A 19,875-nucleotide genomic window follows, 5' to 3' on the forward strand; every position below is an offset into this window, starting at 1 on the left:
TGTCCGCCTATATTTTCCCGCAGAATTTTCAAAAGTAATATAAAAAAACGTACGATTTTTGTTCATACCACAAAAAATACCACTTCATGCAAACGATCAAAGCCTCGCCGACTAGATGGCCCCACCGCCCCAAGAAAGGCTCCCAGGAACGGAATACCCGTCCCTCCCGACCATAGGGGCAGCGAGAAGGGGCAGCGATTCTGCGGAAACCCGCAAAACCCTGTGCTGATATCAAAGCCGAGACTTTCGGAGACATGCCCGCTTCTTTGTTGGCCGCGCAAGCAACAACAGTGGATGAGCACGCCAAATTACCACAGCTTAACGCGTTTGGTCAGTAAGATGTTGGTGCCACTCCACCTGGGCCATCAGGAGTGTCAGGATCTCCAATCGGCGGATCCGTGACAACCGCCACAGGTACCGGGCCCAACAGCCCGACAATCAGCGGAATGCATTGATCGTCCGGATCTGTCTCCAACAGACTCTCGAGTTCTCGCTGCAGTTCTTCTTTGGAACCGAGGTCTCGGTAGTACGCGCAGCGCAATTCAAGATCTTCCGCCTCTTGAGCCAAAGCCGATGGATCAAGACCCGCTTGAATAAAAATCATTGAAAGCGCAGAGACTACACCAACACTTTTCCGTTTCATAATCTCACCCCACCCAGCCGTTAAGTCTTTGCATCATAATAATAATAACACAATCAACATACGGAATGTTTTGATCTGTGTCAAAATTCCGCCATTCACCTGCCCTTTTTTGGACACAATGTTTGAACCACCACCGCCAGTCAGGCGGCAGGTTTAGGCGCCTGCTTCCGACGAAAGACTCTCCTTCCGCGCGTGGACGATGGGAAGGAGGAATTCTATTGTTGCTGCGATTTAACAGTCTAGCTGCAAGCGGCATCCCGGGGTGAAAGCGCGGTTTGCCGATCCGGCGTGGAAAATTGGCAATCTTCTCGAACCACATGAACTGCTCCAAGCACAAAACCTAAACGCAATACCTAGTGCATCGTTCCCTGCCTGCGATCCGGGGCCACGGGACAGCGACCCATTTGGAGTCGAATTTTATAAAACGTACGTAGCAACGCGCCTCCAAGACCGTCTGGACCACAAAAAACAACCCTGAAGTGACTTCTACAATTTGCAAATTGCCACTGACTTACCCAACGCTGCAATGCCAAATCGCGTCTCAAGGACCCCAAAAATTTTTTTCGAAAGATCCGGCACGAAGCGATTAATTTCGAGGCAAAGATGCTCCAACCCATCGTACCTAAAGCCATTTTCTGTGTGGAAATTCGCCGATTCGCCAAGACCGCACATGCGAAATATGTGATCCGTTGAATCACGCACAGGTCATCGAGATAGATTGTGGGCGCAGGTACCTTTGGTTCTGACAAGCGGCGCTCGTGAGCCCGCGCGAGCCAAACCAATCATCACATCTTGCGCGCCGAAGGTTTGCTCGCCCGCCAATGGGCTGCCAATACGCGAGGCAGTAACTATGCGGAGGGGGGGCGGAGCCCTGCCTATCGCTTCGGGATATCGCCTTTTGGCGAAACCGCTGCAAGAAGACGCGGCTTTAGAACTTCTCGCTGGGAACAGGTCGGGAGGTACTGCGATGCATATTCATATTTCATGTGAATGAGATTTTTCCCCAATCCACCATTTCGAGCGATCCAGTGCGCAACCCACGCCGGATAGGACTTCAGCATGTAATCGGTTCCCCAAGCGTTCATCTCTTGGCTGGCGCCATAAGCTCGGTGGAATGAGAAGGATGCGCCACGCGCGATACACGTCTGCTCCGCTGGCAGGCCCAGAAACAGTGTGCAAGCCGACTGGCATTTGCCCTGAAACTTCACTCTCGAGTTTGCGTGTTTTACGCGCGATACCCTCTGCGCGTACTTCACCACGTCTCCGCCACGATCGTGCGAAATCACAATGACATTGGAACGCTTAGGTTCCGCAGCATCGGTGGTGGAGGCCCAAGCACAACCAACGAGTGCGACCGCAAAGATCGCGACATTCAAGTTGCCTGTGCGCCCCCAAGATACCTTGGGAAACTTCATTTTCTGCTCGCTTTCTTGCCCCTATACGCTCTCTTCGTGCGCTTGGATGATTTTTAAGGCGACACTAGCCGCTCCAAGCCAAGAAGGAGTTTCTTTTTGCTCATTCTTTCTGGCAAAAATTGGACCCCCGCTTGGCAGAAACAGTTTGTTCGCAAAGCCTGAACAATGAAGTTACCAAAACTGGATTTCGGAACAAGGCGTCACTTGCGCCAAGTTGCGCAAACGGTTTTCACGCCTCAAATTAGGAAAAAGATTCTTCGCTCTCGGCTGAACACGAAACAATTGCCCAGGTTTCCCGGTGTTCAGCACGCTTCAAGAACATCTCCAAACCGCGCCAGACCTTGTTGGGATTGACCACCGACCGAAGAACCGGTGTTGATGTTCAGGAGTGCTTTCCGGTTACGGATGCCATGTCTTGATAGAATGCCATTGACACGGTGCACCAAAAATCCGCTCCAGCTCCTGCGCGGAAGGCATTCGGCGCGCGCGTGGGTCAAACTGGACGCCCTTAGTCGCTGTGTCTACGCACAGCGCCGTCACCTTCTCAACGTCAAGGCCAGACAACCCATCGATTTCAAATCGCGCCAGATAGGGATCGCAAAGCACAACCGACTCCGCTTCAACTTTTTCGAAAGCGCTTACGAGCTCAATTTTAAAGGTGTCGACCAGATCTTCGATGATCGGATGCATGCCACGATCCAATTCCCTCTCGAAATCCGGCCAATCCATAATCCCGATGCCTTTTCCGCTTCGTACAGCGGCGTTCACAACTTCCACCACCTCTTCTATTTGCGGCGCATTGGCTGAAAAGTCGGCGACAAATATCGAACGATAGGCAACGCGCGGCACGCGGATTGGCAGCATAATTCTCGGCGCCGGAAACACGCGTTTTCTAGAAGTTGTGAAGTTTGGAGCTTCGGATTGGCTCAGTTTCGACCGCCAGCGAAGATAATTCCTTCGATAATCCAACCGAACACCGTGATAGATTGTCTTCACATGTGTTGCCTGTGCACGCGTTAAGGCCTCCGGACGCTCCAGACTCAATGAGAGAGGCACTTTCGAAAATATCGTGGTGATCTTGTCTTTGCCAAACAGAGCTTCGAACCGGCGCAGCAATTCCATGTCAGCCCCGATCCTGACACGGTCCCAATGTCCAATTTGATCGATTGCCTCGCGACGCAACATCAAAGAAGAATGGTTGGTGGTAAACAGCGTTGACATCGGCCGCCAGTTACTTAGCGCATAGAGATCCGGATCCACTCTCCCCCAAACAGTCACAGCGCCCGCAGAATTGCTGCGTACAAGTAAGTGCCGCATCTGGAGTTCTATTTTTTCAGGATGGGACCAATCGTCTGCATCATGCACAGTTATGAACGCACCTGTTGCACGCCGGAGGCCGGCATTTCTCGCAACATAAGCTCCCCTGTTGTTCTTTCCGCGTAGCAACTTTATTCGCCGGTCGGTGCGCGCGATCTCCTTCACAATCTCGCAAGTCTGATCAGTGCTGGCATCGTCGGAGACAATGATTTCCAGGTTCTTCCAGGTCTGGCCTTGTAGGCTGCGCAACGCCACTGGAAGGGTTTCTTCACCGTTGTAGACCGGAATAATAACCGAGACCTTGGGTTGAACCTCTGGATCGATCGCCGCGCCTTTTGACTGCGATCCTTGGATATTGAAGAACGACAACGGCTTCTTCGGATCGAGGAGTTTCAGCGTTTCAAGCCCATTGTCAGAATAGACTTTGTTAATCCACGATAAACGTTCTCCGTCCGCCCGCCGCCGTGTCATTCCCTTTTGCCCGAAAAAGCTATTTGCCACGACAAACGTCAGGCTCGGATCACCCATTCTTTCAACCAAACTGTTTAAAGCTATCTCCCTTGCCTCTTCATTCCGGCCCGCGCGTATCAGGCAATCGGCCTCCAGAAGAGCATAGTCCTTTCTCTTGGCTCGTCGCTCTGGGCTGATCTGCTCCAAAGCCTCCAGAGCGTCATCTGAGCGCCCTAGGCCGCTAAACCATCTTGCCTGCTTCCAACTAGCGCTCTCACGGTCTCGATCGCGCGCGTCAGGGTCATTTGCCAGCTTTTTAAGCTTCGCAAGTGCAAGAGACGAATAACCGCCCCACAACCGATTTTCCAATTCGCTCGGTGTCCAGTCTTGCCGCGTGTCTTCAACCGCGGCATTCGCAATTGCGTTTGCCTCTTTTCGCACACGCGTCACAACATTGTTGGGTGCGCTTACGCTGACTTCCCGAAGTCCCAGCGACAACATCCAGAACGGTGGCACAACGTCTTCAGGATGGAACATCGGCTTGCGCAAGCATTTCATCGCAAGTCCCACACTATCGGTACCTCCGAAACGCGCATTGGCCCCTAGAGTCAACGGCAACATTCTGTCCAGATGAAACTTCCTGTCCTGCCTATAAGGCCAAGTGCCGCCGTCAAATCTCGAAAGCATCCAATTGGAGGCCATCGCCAAGCCAACTCCGTCCTCCGTCTGATACCCCCAAAGATCATCGCCAACAGAAAGAGCCAGATTTGCCAGATGCATCCATGTTTGCAAATTTATGGCGCAGAAATTGGCGCTCTGGACTTTTTTCATCTCCCGCAGCTGTTGGCCATGCACACCGAATTGAGACCCAATTCTGTATCGGCAGCGCAACAGGACGTCCGCAAGCCTCTTTGCGTCATCAACGTAAAGAGCAATGGCGGCAACCTGTAGGTCGTAGCTGGTGCCTTGATAGTCGCCCAATCGACTCGCCTTGCGCCCTTGCTCGCTGTCAACCAGCCAATCCAGATACGCGGTAAGCCACTCCCGGAGAACAGCACCTTCTGCCTTTGTCAGCGCTCCCGACCGCAGAAGCAATCGAACCGCATCAAGAAAGAAGTAGAAATCTCTTGTGTCGATCAAGCCGCGGGCAGATCCATTCTCAGGATCGTTCTTCGGGTTAAACTGTGCGAATTCCAAATGTGGTGACATAGCCGTTTCGGGATTGAGGAACCACCGGCGTACCAATTTTGCAGCTTGAGTATCATAACGATTTTGTCCGCTAGCGCATCCGGCAAGCGCCAAGACCGTTGTGTCATCAAATACGCGCTGCAACCTCGTGCGATCGTATTGCGCGCTTTCGTCGGAGTATAGCTCGGAGTCAGGTGAACGATGCCCTTCCCGCCACTCTCCGGGCAACCCGTTTTGAGTGCGTTTGTCGGGCCACCAAAAGGCAGCCGGGTTGAAATAATCTTGCTTGTCTCCGGACGGTGGTTCTGTGGCTTTGTCCAATACCGAATGCGTTCCACGTTCTAGCGCCAACTCCGCTTCTTGCAGCAATCGGTCATAAACCAGCGCCATATTTGACTCGGCTGGCGCTCTGGACAAAGCACCCAGGCTTTCCGCCGCATAGATCGTCAATTGTTCTGGTTGCATCGCGCTGGCCAATGCCTGTTGATCTAAGCCATCCAACAAATCGATTAGACCTTCCGAGCGCGCTATGGCCCGATTGACACTTTTGGTAAGCGGCGCCTCTTCACCTTCTTCTTGCCCCGACGCCAGCCTCGCGACTCGACCAGCCTCGCCAAATGCCCCTGCATCCTCGCTGCGCTTTGATCTGGGGAGGTCCCAGACATCGTCAGCCCAACTGTCCCAAACCCCGGGAACCCCCAATCGCCACAACAGGTCAACCTTGGGTCGGCGGCCATATGGCAACTTTTCGTCAAACAAAACGCTGGAATCACTTCGAAAAATGATTTGAGGCTCTTCTTCCGGTTCAGGGATCTCTCCCCCCTCAATAAGAGGCTGATTGTCCGACACTCGCACCATCGGAACGACGAAATACTTCAGATAGGGCGTTTCTTGGATGGCCGATCGAACTTCGTCCCATGCTTGCTGTGTGAGAAAACAGTTTCCGTCCCATGGCAAAACCCATTTTGCCTCGTCGCGCCCCATGTCCAGCGCAACATTTCGCGCCCCGTTGTTGTTCACCGCATAGAGTATTTTTTCGGTTCTGATATGAGCTTGGGCACGCAGTTGGTCATAATGCGTCATCTCGTCAAACTGGTCGCGGAGCATGAAATCTGGGCGCGGAAAACCGCTCAGCTTCCACTCCGCACGGCGGTACTCGTCCAACTCAAAAGGGATAACCACATAGGATTGCCCGTGCTCATCCAAAAGATCGGTGATTGCTCGTTGTTGCGCAGGGTCGACAACACGGTTTACGATCCAGCTTTTCTTGCAGTCCTCAAAAATCGGTTCATTTTCTAGGAGGAACCGTAGGTTTAGCACCGACTGCCCGGATTTGTGCCGAGGCGGCAAGTCGTTCCCAATGATCCGGCAAAGCGCAAACGTATCAGGTTTTTCCTGTAGACCTTTGCTATAGTACTCGGCTCTCAGAGCCGCAAAATCTGTCACAGCTTGAGGCTTCGGTTTCGGCTTTGGCAATCTCGGGCTGTAGACGCGGGACGCGCCCGGCTGGATCCGGAGCAACTCGTCATAAACGTCTTCAAGCCTGCCTCTCAGGAAAGAGGGCACACCCAAGTCCAGAAAGCTCGCCGCGTGCCACTTGCTTCGTAACAGGTGAAACCTTTCAACAAACAACGACACCTGATCGTCGCCGCAATAAATTTCGGGCGGGAAATACTCGAAGTTGTAACCTGAGTGCCGAAACGCCGTATGCTGTCCACAATCTGTTAGAAAAACGGGCCGGTAGCGTGGTTCGGTTTCCTGCCAATCCCTAATCTGGTCAACGATTTTCTCCAACCGGTCTTCGGAAACTCCAAAAGCCGCCACCATCAGAGTTACGCCTTTCGGCCCCGCGGACAGCCCCTGAAAATAGCCAGAGCCAGGCAGCATGCCGACGCCCGGCATGCTCGCAACCGGCCAACTGCTCTTCTGCGCTTCAGTCAGTCTGCGCAGGTGAAGATCGTCTGCCGGCCGCCGCTCAGCTTTCCAAAACCCGCCTATGATATCTTTCTTGTGCGACAATCCAATAAGCCGCTCATAGACACGAACGGAATTTGCGCGAAGCTTAGAAGCGGCAAGAGCGGCGCCATCGTTTCGCAGCACTCCCGAAAATTTCGACTTTTTGCCCTTCGTCATGAAACCCTCATCAACTGAGAAATGGCTTTTGCCGCAGAGGCGGCTCCGTTTTCATCAATTAAATCAAGACAATTTTGCCTGATAACTTGCCGAACAGCCTCATTCGACAGGGCTTCGCACAAGGCAGGAAGCTGGAACAGTTCGTCCTCTGCAAGATTGAACCCTGCTTGTTTGTCCTGAGCAAACTCTGCGCGGGACCATTGATCGTCCAACTGCGGGTTACGGTTGGCAAGGAAAATTGTGGGAAGGGCAAACCTCAGCACCTCATGGTACGTGTTATATCCGGCCGCCGAGACCGAGAAGTCGAAAGCATTCAAAAAGCGGCTGATCGGAAACCCTCGAAGAACCCGTGCACCTGGCCAGACCGGCATCCTGACCAACCCGTTTTCCCATTCGGCTACAACAATCTGTAAAGCCTCGAGTTTAGACAACTCCTTGACGACTTTATCCGCCAGTCCAAGGACATCCCTATTTGCACCAGCGCCAAGCTGGACAAGCACGGCTGCCTTTTCTTGGTTTAATCCCAACTCATCCCGCGCCTCGTGCCTTGGCAAAGCTTCGGAGCTGTCCAGCAAAGTGATCGGCGGCACCTCCAAAACTTCTGCGCGCCGAGATGCCAGAACCCCATTCTGCCGTTCCCGAGCGGCTTCGCTTGGTTCGATAATGAGATTCATGAAGCGCGTGTTGTCGATAAAAGGTGTAACCTTCTTCCCAAGCATGCCGCGCCGCACCCATACGAGTTTGCACCCGACCCTGGCACCGACCGCCTGAATTAACCCGTCGCTCGGATGGTTGCCATCAAACACCACGGCGCTTACCTGATAGCGTTCAACAAGCTCTCTCAGTTGATACCCGAACCATTTGTCCCAGGTCTGGTAGGCTTCGCCGGTATCTGACTGGGACGGGATATACTCGGCAGCATACCCGCTCGCCTCAATGATCGGGGCGGCCTGCGCAAGGGTCGCAAAGACGGGCTCCACCTTCGCATCCATTCGACGCGCAATCGCCAACAACCGAGTGACATGTCCCAATCCCACTCCATTGGACGGTACAAACAACACCCGCGGTTTTTTGGGATGGCGGGTACGCGCTCTGCTCGCCACCTTGGAAGGTGGCCCCGCAAGCTTCTGAATCCTGCCGCTCAAAACATCTTTCGAAAACTGGAAACCGGCCTGCCGTTTCGCCTCCTGGCAAAAAGCTTTCAAAGCGTCGGTATCTGCAAACCAATTCCGAATTTCCGCTTTCAAAACATCAGCAGAGCAATAAATGGCACCAGGTCCGAAATGCGGCTTAAACCGTGGTGGCAAAAAAACCGGCTTGCCCGACGCCATCGCCGCGGCAATCACCGCCTCGGGCAGTTCAGGCGCCCGTGCGCTTGGGAAATACGCAATTGCGTCGACCAAATCGACGAAACGTTCACCTGAGATCGTGTCAAACTTTAGGCCGGTCCAACTTTTTCTCTGTGACACGGCGGCCCGTAATTGATCGGGAGGATAGCCAACAAAAAGGAACTCCACTTCGTTTCGGAACCCGTAGGTCTCAAAAAGCTTTTTCTTGGTCGGCCACTGGCTTTCTCCAGGCGCACTGAACCGTCCGACAACCAATCGCCGATCTGGCAACTCGCGCTTGCCCAATGGGTCAACAGCGCTGGCGACCGAACGCCAATCCTCTGCCTCTATGCGCAGTGGGAGATTTTGCTTTACGACTGCTTCTCGCACCCATCTGTTGGTAGGTGCCAATACAATCTCTTCAATGCCTTTTTCGTGAAGACTCCATGTGCTCAGATCAGCATAATCAGGAAGGCTATCCACAATCAGAATAACCCGCCGCGCTGTGAGATTTTCAAAACCGGCAAACTGCCGGTCAATTTGCGTTGGAGAAAAAACCAGCACAACATTCGCATCAACCGCAGCATCACTTACTACGATTTCTGCAAGCCCCAGATTAACACAATGCTGAATATCCGGAGACGCCGCTCCCAGCGACTTGCCATTTTTAACGTGGCGGATAGCCACCCGATAGCCCATCTCATGATAGCATTCGATCTCGCGCCGGATTCTCAATCCTGTGTCGCTCCTTCGAGCCACATCGGCAACGACGAGAATGTCACAAGAGATTTGCAGTGCCCCTGACAGTTCAAAAGTCGTTTTCGTCATTCGAATAAGGCGCTTCGCATTCACAACCGCCCGTTTTTGTTGTTTCACTTCAAAGTGAACCACAGTTTCGGCTATCCGCAAAGAACCTTTTTCCAAAGCTACCAATGGCGCCTAAGCCAAAGACACAGAACTCATTGTAGACTGACGTTACACACCCGCGAGCCGACTTCTGCTCAATTCTTGAAACCCCGCTTCAGGAACCTATTGCTTCAACCGTGACACGCGCGCTCCAGTGAAATGCACACGATCTGTCGGCAGAGGCAGCCCGGTTCTTCCAGGTCTTAACAACCCGAACTTCGGAAAAACATTCGCTCCCTCCCGAACCAACACGCCGGTCGTCAACTCATGTTTTCCACCAACATAGATAGACACCGATTGTTTTGCAGACGTGTCGAGATCAACCGCAACTTCGACCCATTTGGTCTCAAAGTCCTTGCGGCCCCAAGTGCCAAGCCGAAAAGCCTCCGGCTTGGAGGGACGCTTCAAGACCAATGCGTACAAGTCACCAAGTTCGTCCAAAACAAGCCGCACAAAGGGAGCGCACCGGCATGTCTTAGAGTCCCATTGGTGGATCGTAAAAAAGGTAGTCTGATCCGCCGACGCGAACTTTGGGTCAAAATGGACAAACGTAGAAAAGAGATAGCGTCCTCCAAGTTGCTGGCTAATGCCTGAGACTTCGACCCGTTCCAAATAGGGCGCAGGTGGAGAATAGGACGACTTCGGTTTGTCATCACCGCCGCATTTTCCGATGTCGGCATCTTTGAGAGTAAACGTGCGTCGTCCGAAAAAGTTCCGAACTGAATTGTTCGCAGGCGGCCAGCAGCCCCCCTTTGCAAATACGATCTTCGCCGCCCCTTTCACTTGTACCGAAGCGGTTTCAACGCGTGGCATTTCTGCCAGGCCAACGCTGGCAAAGCAGAGATATAACAATGTTGCCAGAATGTATTTCATTCTAACCTCCGCCTAACATTAATGGGGCGAAATTCGGCTCGGTCAACCCACTATGCTGCCGAGACCACAGGCTGTGCGCCATCCCTGTATTCCTGTTGGCGACTTACCCTGAACAAGTGTAGAGACCATCGTTCCGATGGAATTCAAACCAATTGCGCGCTGGGCCTCCCCTTTTTGAAGTGATCCACCCTTTTTGCCACGACAGTGTCTGACGTCAGCGCCTCTGGAGCCAAATAGCGCGATTTGAAAAGGGCGAGTTTTTGACTCATCGTAACCACCGGGTAGCGGACGATAAGAAAGACGGCCAAGAGCTCAGAAGAGAAAAACGTCTGGAAAACAAGGCGCCCTCCAACGGTCTTCAGCGGTGCCCTTCGCCTCTGAAGACCCCTCTAAAAGAAAAGGCCTCGACACTAAGAGAGAGCCACGCCTCGGTTAAGTTTGAAATTGCATCGTTACAAAAGACTGCGATCCCCATTTTAGCGTCTGAAGGCGGAAGCATGAACGGAGACGAAATACTGCAAACTTCGAGTTCGGTGAGAAAGGTGCATGGCCCTCTCTTGCCTTCGAAAATGAAGCTGACAGGCCAAAGCCTTTTGGACTGAGATTTCGACCGGCAGGTCGCGGAAATCCAAGCCCGCGTCGCCATTCTAAACCGCTACACCACCCTCGACACTCCGTCGAAGAGCCCGCAGGATGAGTCCACCTAGAGAAAGGGGAAGTGCGGGGGCCAAGCCTTTTGTACAACAAAGCTCACTCAACCCCAAAATTTCGCTACAGCCCTTATCAATGACCGGGTGTCTCACGCCGTGTCGCAGCGATCACAGACTGTGCTCCACGAAAAAGGGTGAATTTTGCAGAGCGCACTTACTGCCCATTGTCGACCTTGTGAAAATCTCGCCGAATGGCGGCTCGCAGCCCAAAGCAGCCACTATCAGACAAGAACGGCAGGCATTGCCGCAAGTGCAAACAGCTTACCACGATTTCCCGAAAGCTGACCTTCAAGCGGAAAAACCAGTTTCAGAGCCGAAAGGCAGGTCAGAGTTCATTTTGACAGATGCTGCAACTCGCGCGAGGTGGGGAAACACTGACGGCGGACACGGATTCTGCTGAGGACGCCCCAGAGGGGCCGCTCTCGATGGGCGCTTATCACACATCACCTAATTAGTAATCTTTTGAGCATAGTGCTGTGTAGCTGTAAGACTGTCCTGCACCCATTCTTCCGAACCAGACCTGCCCGTCGTCTCCAATGAAGCGCGACACGGTTGAGCCGAAAAGCCCTGCCGACAAACGAGGTGAGGCCACGATGAGCGATTTCAAACACGCCAAACTGGGCTGATCCAGACTGGGCGAGCTTCTTAGCATGAAGCCAGAAGATCTTCACCAAACCAAACTTACATTTCGCTCTTCTGGAGGTGGGTAGCGTTCCTTAGCTCAGAAAGTGCCATCTAAATATCTTCGTTCGATCGTCACAGGGACGCGCATGGTTTCGCTTCAAGCCACGCCAGCACAAAAAACTTACCGGACTTGTTCTGTCATATGACTGATCTTGCTCCTGCGTTCGAAAATGCGACTGCCCAGTCGCGGCGGCGAAAACGTTTTTGGGACAGGCATTCATTGCCCGTTTCATTTCCGACGTTAGGTGACAAGGTATCCACCGTCGATTGGGAGCACCGTTCCGGTTACAAACTTGGACATCGGCGAAGACAGGAAAACGACCCCGCCAGCAATGTCTTCCGGTGTGCCCCAGCGATTTAGAGGCGTTCGGTCCAGAATGGCCTTGCTTCGAATCTCGTCTGATTGAAGCGCAAAAGTCAGCGGCGTCGCAATCCAACCCGGAGCAACGGCGTTCACTCGGATGCCATCAGGGGCGTAGGCGATAGCGAGTGATTTGGTCAATTGCGAGATCCCGCCTTTGGATGCGGAATAAGCAGGGACCAATCCGCCGCCAAAAAACGACAACATCGACGCCATGTTGACGATGGTGCCGTTCGACGCTTTCAAATGATCGCGCGCGGCAGCGCAAACGCGCATTGTTCCCGTCAGGTTGATATCCACAACATCGGCGAAAACCTCTGGTTGGTGCTCGTCACTGCGCCGAATGACGCCCGCGCAATTCACCACATGATCGAGACGTTCAAACGACCCGATCAAATCCGTTACCTGCGTGTCGTCGCGCACATCCAACTGCTGCACATCGAATGCGGCGTGATTGCTTTGTGCGGCTTGCACTTCGCTTTGCGTCGCCCCCGTGACTGTTACATGCGCACCAGCCTCGGCGAACGCTGTCGCGATCCCCTCACCGATGCCTGAGGTGGCACCTGTTACAATAACATTTGCGCCGTCAAAGCATTTATCTGACCAGATCATATGAGCACCTTAACGAATGAATTGATCAACATAATCGGCGCCAAGGCCCACGGCCTCATAATGCTTGCGGCAAAGATCGATCTTGGTGAAGACATCCTCATATCCGATGCCTTTGCCCCACGGATCGACGTAGTACATTACGCCCTGTACCTGAAAAAGGGTGATCATTTCTTCGACATCGTCAGGGACGATCAGCGTGTGCGTCTCGCCGGGAGGTTCAAACACAAACCCACCTTCGCGCGCTTCCCAGTCATGCTCGAGATAGTGCCAACGGCCCTTGAGAACCCAGCCGTGGACGGCTTGCGGGTGGCGGTGGCGCGACAGGACGCCGGACTTGCGAACGCGCAGAAGGTTCATCCAATAGCCTTGGCTACGGTTGAGAATGAGCGGCCGAAAAGAGACGTTCTCGGCTTGCGGAACCCAAACGCGTTCATCTTCAGGAATGCCATCAGGGATGACGATATCGGGCAGACATTCGGCCGGATTGTCGTACTGATAGGGCATCCGTGGGTCTGTTTGTGTGTCTTCGATTGGCATGTGTTTTCTTTCTTTTTGAAGGGCAACCTGCGTGATGGCAGGCGCATTGATATGTGTTCATTTTCACAAAGGATGGGGGGCGATAAGACGTCAGCGGGCTGTCACGCCCAGCCGATAGATACGGTCGGCAGTCCCCAAGAATAGATCGTTTTGCTCGTCAGCCGAGAGGTCGGACACCGCCGCCTCATAGGCAGCGTAGTAGGCGTCAAAGCTGTTGTAGACCTTGTCGACGGGGAAATTGCTGGCGAACATCGTGCGGTTCGGGCCAAAGATTTCGACGATATTGCGGACCATCGCCCCCATGGATTGCTGCGTCCAGTTCCAGTCGGTTTGACCCAAACCCGACGCCTTGATCGTGACGTTCTCGTGCGCGGCGAGCGTGCGCAGACCTGCACGCCAGTAGGCGAGCCCCTCGGCGCTGCGATCATGCGGCATGGCCCCATGCTCCAAGACGATTTGGGTCTCGGGGAAAGCCGCGGCCAAATCTGCCGCGTCGGCAAGCTGATGCGGGTAAATCAGCAGATCAAAGACCAATCCGAGCCCTTCAAGCCGCCCAAAGCCCTCACGCCACTGTGCATCGCGCATGAGATCGCCGCGGTCAATAAAGCTGTAGGTCGGGTTCTCGTGGTTGCACAGAATTTGGCGCACGCCCTTGACCCGGTCGCCATAGGCGAGATGCTGATCCAGCATGTCTTGGACGTCGGGCGCCTCAAGCGGCGCATAGACGACGAGAGCTTCGGGGCCGCCGAATTCATCGGCCACTTTGGTCAGCCACTCGGTTTCCTCCAACGGAACAGAGCGATCAAAATGCGCCTCGACATGCACCGATGCGCGCAGGTTGTAGCCCTTCGTGTCCTCGCGGTAATCGCTCAGAAGGTAGTCCTTCGAAATGCTCTCGATATCGCCGTAAACACCGCGCGGCATAGGTTTTCGCAACCAATGATACTTGTCTTTTTCCAAGGACCAGATGTGGTGATGTGGGTCGATGATATCCCGTTTTGTCATGTTCAGATCCTTTCGGTGGAATTGGTCGCGCGCGGCCAAAGGAGGTGAATTAGCCGCGGAAAGCGTGCGGCTCGAACGCGGCCCACGCGCTGCTGGGTAAGGGCTGGGCCAGATCGTTTATGTTGCCGTGAAGCTTTTCGACAGTATCAACGCCGAGAAGCATGCTCGACACCTCCGGCGCCTGAATCGGGAACTGCAATGCCGCTTGAATAAGGCTATGGCCGTGCGATTTTGCGATGTCTTGCATGGCCCCAACACGCGATTTGATGTCCGCACTGGCGAGTTGATAGTCGAAATGCGCGCCAGCCGTCGGCCCCGTCGCCAAGATGCCGGAATTGAAGATCCCGCCAGCGATAATCGCCACATCGCGCGCACCACATTGCGCCACGAGATCCGCACCTGTGTGGTCGAGCAAGGAGTAGCGGCCGGCCAATAGGATACAGTCCAAATCCGCACGCGCCATGACGTCGTGGCAGACGGCAACCTCATTGACCCCGATGCCCCACGCTTTGATCGCGCCGCTTGAACGCAGACTGTCCAGCGCGCGAAAGCCGCCGCCTTCAAGTTGGGCCATATAGTGGGCGTTCATCTCCGGCGAATGCGCAAACTGGCCGATGTCATGCACATAGGCCACATCGATTTTCGTCAACCCCAGACGCGCATAGCTGTCCTCAATCGAGCGCATAATCCCATCATAAGTGTAGTCGAATTCCGCCCCGAACTTCAGCGCGTTGACAAAATCCGCGATCTCCGGCGTGGGGCCTGAGTTAGGCTTGAGCAATCTCCCAACTTTGGTAGACAACACCCATTCATCAGCGCTCTTGCCTTGCAAGAAATCCCCGACCCGGCGCTCCGCCAAGCCGTAGCCATAAAAGGGTGCCGTATCAAAATATCGAATACCGTATTGCCAGGCGGCTTCCAGAACCTGCATGGCCCGTTCACGCGGGCTTTCGACATAGAGGCCCCCCAACGGGCCGGTACCCAGACCAATTTGCGACAGCTTAAGGCGGTCGTTTGCAATGGTGTTGAACTTCATCTGACTGCTCCCTAACTCGCTTTTGCGCGCCGCAATTCGTCCTCGGTGTGGTGGATATGCTCCATCACCGATTGGCTCATTGTCTTGTAATCACCGGTATTTTTGACGTCACCTTTGATGACGAACTCGTCCATCACCAAAATGCGGTCTGCGAGCGAAATCATTTCTGGCAAGTCACTGGTGATCAACAACACCGCTGTTCCATCATTGGCGAGCTCGTGCAAAAGCTCGTGCAAATAGGCCTTGCTTTTGACGTCGATGCCAACAGTCGGCTCATCCACAATCAAAACTTTCACGCCAGCCGCAAGCCATTTGGCCATGGCGATTTTTTGTTGGTTGCCACCAGAGAGATTTCCAACGGTCTGGTTCAGCGAAGGCGTTTTGACTGCGAGTTTTTCCAAGAACGGAACTGTCCTCTTCTTGACACTTGCGCCTGTCAACCAGCCCAGTCGATTTGCGGACTTGCGCCAAATCGTGATGCCGGCGTTCTCTAAAACCGAATGCTCTAAGATCAGTCCTTCGTCCTTGCGGTTCTCGCTGACGTAGCCAATTCTATGCCCATGCAGCGCGTCCGTCGGATTGTCGATCTCGACAGTTTGACCGTCGCGGAGAACCTCACCCTCGGTGATCGCCGCCGCGCCCATGATCGCTTTGGCGAGCTCTGTGCGCCCTGCGCCAACAAGCCCGTACAGGCCGACGATCTCGTGGCGTTTGACCTCCAGATTGATGCCTTTGTGGCCTAGCGACGTCGACACATCTTTAAGTTCCAAAGCGACCGATTGCTCGCCCGATCGACCGTGGCGCGGCTTTGCGTCATTTTGTTCGCGCCCAATCATCAGGCGGATCAAGTCTTGCCGCTCAAGGTTGTCCATCGCGATGTTTTCACCCGCGTTCACACCGTCACGCAGCACGCTGACCGTGTCGCAAATCTCTTTCACCTCTTCTAGTTTGTGGCTTACAAACAGCATGCTCACCCCATCATCACGCAGACGGTGCAGCACATCGAACAGCGCCTTGGATTCCATCGGCGTGAGCGAAGCCGTCGGCTCGTCGAGCAACAAAACGCGCGTCTGCTGCGAGAGCGCCTTTGCAATCTCGACCATTTGCATCTGGGCGACGCTGAGCCGTGAGACCTGTGTTGCGGGCTCGACATCAAGGCCAAGCATATCAAGCCACGGCTCCGCTTGTTCATTAAGGGCGGCATAGTCAATAGGAGCAATCGTGCGATCGGCGAGCTGACTGAGCGCCATATTCTCGGCAACCGAGAAACGCGGGATCAGATTGCGCTCTTGGTGAACAACCCCCACACCTGCGGCGATTGCGTCATGCGGACGGGTGAAATTCACCGGTTCGGCGCCCGCGAACAATTGGCCTTCGTCGGGGCGATATACGCCCGTGATCAGTTTAATGAGCGTGGATTTTCCCGCGCCGTTTTCGCCTAACAGTGCATGGATGGACCCCCCGCGCATCTGCATGGAGACACCTTGTAAGGCCTTCACACCTGGGAAGAATTTGCTCACCGAGCGCGTTTCGAATGCAATTTTGGACATAGTCTACTCCTGCCCCGCGCGCTGCATGCGCAACTCGCGCCATTGGTTGACACTGACCGCTGCCAAGATCATCAGACCCAGCACCACTTGCACGAAAAACGGGTCGATGTGGAACAAAACGAGCGCCTGCGTGATCTGGGCCACGATAAGAACCCCGAACACGGTTGCCACCGTGCTGACATGCCCGCCAGCAAGGATCGCCCCGCCGATGATCGGCGCCGCAAAGGACATGATGAGCCAATCATCGCCGATTGTCGGCTGGCCAAGCTGCAAACGCGCGACCAGTAAAACACCGGCACAGGCCGCCAGAAATCCCGAAATTGCGTGTGCAATAACAACTGTCTTGGCGGTGGAAATACCTGAAAGTTCGGCCGAATGGGCATTGCCGCCAACCGCAAGAAGCCAACGACCGACGGGCAAACGATTGAAGAACACCACCAACAGAACCACGATCAGGGCCGCGGGCACAAAGATGATGGGGAACGGCCCGAAGAGTGTCGCGTTGCCAAAGTGTTTGACCGCGTCTGGGATTTCATAGAACGGCTGGGCTTGTGTGATAGCCAGATTGAGACCTTTGAAAATCGACAAGGTCGCGAGTGTTATCACAAAGGCAGAAATCCCTGTCAGCCCGATGAGCAGCCCGTTGAGAAAACCGCCTGCCAAGCCGACGCCAAGCGCCAAAGCGCCTGCGACAATCGGAGGAAGCCCAAAGACTTCCATCAAACCAGCGAAGATCACAGCAGCCAAACCGCCCAAAGCGCCGACGGAGAGGTTCATCTGGCCAATCGCGATGATCACCATCTGGGACAGGGCAATCAAGACGTTGATGGACACCGCCTCGAGAAGCACCTGAATGTTAAACGTGGAGAGGAACGCCGGATTAAACAGGCTGATTAACACTCCAAGCGACACCGCGACGATCATGGGGGTCGCCCAATCACTTTGCGAAATTAAACGAGCCATCACTGTGCTCTCCTTTCAAGAAACTTCCGCCGCGCAAGGTCGAGAAGTACGGCAAGCAACAGCGTCGCGCCGAGGGTGGCTTGAAGCCAGAAATCACCGATCTGCATCAGCAACAAACCATTGCTGAGGACCGTGACGAGTACAGCGCCCAAAAACGCGCCAACCACAGAAATTTTTCCGCCCGTCAAAACCGCGCCACCGAGCACGGGCCCGAGGAAGGCGATGAGCAGCCAGTCTTGGCCCTGTTGGCCCGCCATCGACGGAATAGCCGCGCCATTTCGGGCGACCAACAAGAGAGCGGCAATCGCGGCCAAACCGCCGGAAATCGCATGGGCCAGCACAATCATCCGGCCGACGCGAACACCCGAGAGCATGGCAGCCTGGGGCTTGGCACCTGCGGCCAGCATTTCTTTTCCGACGCGTGTGAAATTATACAAAACGATGAGGGCCACTGCGACGACCAAGGTGGGTCCCAAAGTTGCCGACAGGCCCATGACTTTCATGCGGCCAAAGCTGACAAAGGACGCGGGGATGCCGCGATAGGTCTGGGCTTGTGTCAAGAAGATCATGATCCCAAAGAACAGGCTCATGGTCGCCAAGGTGACAATGAAACTATGGAGCCGTGTTTTCACTTCGATCATGCCGTTGATGGCACCCAAAGCGGCCCCTGTGGCAATTGCGGCGACAAGCGCATAGGGCCAAGGCAGGCCGATTTCTTGCAACAACCATCCGCAAACCATTGCGGAGCAAACGCCAATTGCCCCCACAGCCAAGCTCAACCCGCCCGTCGCGATCACTGCCATCATGGAGAACCCGATCATGACGTTGATCGCGGCTGCGCGGCTCATGGAATTGAGATTGAAGGAGGACAGGAAACCGGACGACACGGAGTAAAACAACGCACCGAACACAACGATCAGCAGGAGTAAGCCAAACTCGTTTGTTAGCAACAGCCGCATCAACTCGGGCCCCCGAACCGGTTTTCGAGCATCAGAAGTTACAAGGGACATTTGATTATCCTAATCTTCGGTCTGGACCGACCGTGTGAAAAAGCGTCTGCTTATTCGTCCACATTGCACGCAAAAGGGCGGACACCAAAGCGCCCGCCCTAATCGATCATCAGTTACAGCTCAGGAAGTCTGCTTCGACTTTGCGGATCAGCTCTTCGGTCATCGCGCGATCAACATCGGCACGCGTGTCGACATTGCTGGCATCAACATAGGGCGCACCGGAATCGATGAACCGTTCCGTCAGCGGATGGCTCGTGAAGGGCGCATCGGCGCTGACTTCACAACCGTTCAAGAGCTTGTCGGCTGCAAAGGCTGCCACATAGGCTTGGCCGTAGGGGTTTTGCAACATCGAGCCGACGACGAAACCATCGCGGATGGCGTTCATCACCACTTCGTCGTGGTCAATCGCAACCATCTTGATCCGCTTATCGCCGATACGACGCATGGCGTTCGACGCCACAACCGCTGGAACCCATGCCGTGGTGATCACACCGTCGATCTCGGAGCCGTGGGCCGCGAGATATGCGCCGATTTTCTCTTCGGCGGGCTCTGGCGCATCGATATCGGCAATGACTTGCACGATTTCGACACCGGCTTCCGCCGCAGCCTTGGCCACACCGTCGATGCGCAATTGGGTGTTTGGCTCAACCAACCAGCCCGTGAAATGCGCGATTTTTCTGGTGCCGGGGCCCATGGCTTCGATCAGGTGTTTTGTGCCTGTGTAGGCCGACGCGCCGGCATCGGATGCCAAGCAGAACGACACATCAGAGGGATCATTCACGCAAGCAGATACAGCGATGACAGGTGCGCCTGTTCCCACCAATTCGTTCAACGTCGGAACGCTGCCAACCGGATCTCCGGGGTGAATTGCGAAGGCGTTGTACCCTTGCGTGACGAGGCTTTCGAGGAGGTCGTTTTGCAGGTTAAGCTCCCATTTTTGCGGGAATTTGTAGTCAGCCGCGCCGAGATTGAAGTCCTCTTTCGCGGCGATCGAAGCCGGCTCCCAATCCGCAAAGAACGGGTGTGGGCCGCCCGGGACATGGGCAACTTTGGTCTCGGCTTGTGCGCCAAGTGCCACAACGGTGAGCGTAGCGGCTCCCGTCAAAAGTGTTGTAATGCGTTTCATGTTTTCTCCTCCAAGATATGGCTATTTC

The 19,875-nt window shown here is 54.5% G+C and carries 13 protein-coding genes; all 13 read right to left on the bottom strand.

Going from position 1 to position 19,875, the window contains the following annotated elements:
• Positions 1-331 precede the first annotated feature (331 nt).
• Positions 332-604 carry a hypothetical protein gene (locus PG871_RS05320; protein WP_270726877.1) on the bottom strand — a complete coding sequence of 91 codons (273 nt, stop codon included), beginning with the start codon at positions 602-604 and terminating at the stop codon, positions 332-334.
• A gap of 914 nt (positions 605-1,518) precedes the next feature.
• A complete protein-coding gene (locus PG871_RS05325) occupies positions 1,519-2,058 on the bottom strand; it encodes a hypothetical protein (RefSeq protein ID WP_270726879.1) in 540 nt (179 codons plus the stop codon).
• A gap of 399 nt (positions 2,059-2,457) precedes the next feature.
• Entirely contained in the window at positions 2,458-7,146 is a 4,689-nt protein-coding gene (locus PG871_RS05330; protein ID WP_270726881.1) for an alginate lyase family protein, read from the bottom strand.
• Positions 7,143-9,365, bottom strand: coding sequence for a glycosyltransferase (locus PG871_RS05335; protein ID WP_270726884.1), 2,223 nt, complete (start codon positions 9,363-9,365; stop codon positions 7,143-7,145). Before PG871_RS05335 ends, PG871_RS05330 begins: the two co-directional genes overlap by 4 nt.
• Before the next feature lie 138 nt (positions 9,366-9,503).
• A complete protein-coding gene (locus PG871_RS05340) occupies positions 9,504-10,253 on the bottom strand; it encodes a hypothetical protein (protein WP_270726886.1) in 750 nt (249 codons plus the stop codon).
• Between the two features lie 1,635 nt (positions 10,254-11,888).
• The gene (locus tag PG871_RS05345; protein WP_270726888.1) at positions 11,889-12,620 is read right to left on the bottom strand and encodes an SDR family NAD(P)-dependent oxidoreductase; all 732 of its coding nucleotides are present in this window, start codon (positions 12,618-12,620) and stop codon (positions 11,889-11,891) included.
• Positions 12,621-12,629: 9 nt separating this feature from the next.
• Entirely contained in the window at positions 12,630-13,157 is a 528-nt protein-coding gene (locus PG871_RS05350; protein ID WP_443020467.1) for a 2,4'-dihydroxyacetophenone dioxygenase family protein, read from the bottom strand.
• A 90-nt stretch (positions 13,158-13,247) separates the two neighbouring features.
• On the bottom strand, positions 13,248-14,162 hold the full coding sequence (locus tag PG871_RS05355; protein ID WP_270726891.1) for an amidohydrolase family protein: 915 nt from the start codon (positions 14,160-14,162) through the stop codon (positions 13,248-13,250).
• 49 nt (positions 14,163-14,211) lie between these two features.
• Entirely contained in the window at positions 14,212-15,198 is a 987-nt protein-coding gene (locus tag PG871_RS05360) for an aldo/keto reductase (protein ID WP_270726893.1), read from the bottom strand.
• Positions 15,199-15,209: 11 nt separating this feature from the next.
• Complete coding sequence (locus tag PG871_RS05365) at positions 15,210-16,748, bottom strand: sugar ABC transporter ATP-binding protein (RefSeq protein ID WP_270726895.1); 1,539 nt, start codon at positions 16,746-16,748, stop codon at positions 15,210-15,212.
• A gap of 3 nt (positions 16,749-16,751) precedes the next feature.
• On the bottom strand, positions 16,752-17,711 hold the full coding sequence (locus PG871_RS05370) for an ABC transporter permease (RefSeq protein ID WP_270726898.1): 960 nt from the start codon (positions 17,709-17,711) through the stop codon (positions 16,752-16,754).
• Positions 17,711-18,721, bottom strand: coding sequence for an ABC transporter permease (locus PG871_RS05375; RefSeq protein WP_270726901.1), 1,011 nt, complete (start codon positions 18,719-18,721; stop codon positions 17,711-17,713). Before PG871_RS05375 ends, PG871_RS05370 begins: the two co-directional genes overlap by 1 nt.
• 109 nt (positions 18,722-18,830) lie before the next feature.
• Entirely contained in the window at positions 18,831-19,847 is a 1,017-nt protein-coding gene (locus PG871_RS05380; protein WP_270726903.1) for a sugar ABC transporter substrate-binding protein, read from the bottom strand.
• Between the last annotated feature and the right edge of the window lie 28 nt (positions 19,848-19,875).

This window comes from Shimia sp. Alg240-R146 (genome assembly GCF_947331465.1).
GTDB lineage: Bacteria > Pseudomonadota > Alphaproteobacteria > Rhodobacterales > Rhodobacteraceae > Shimia.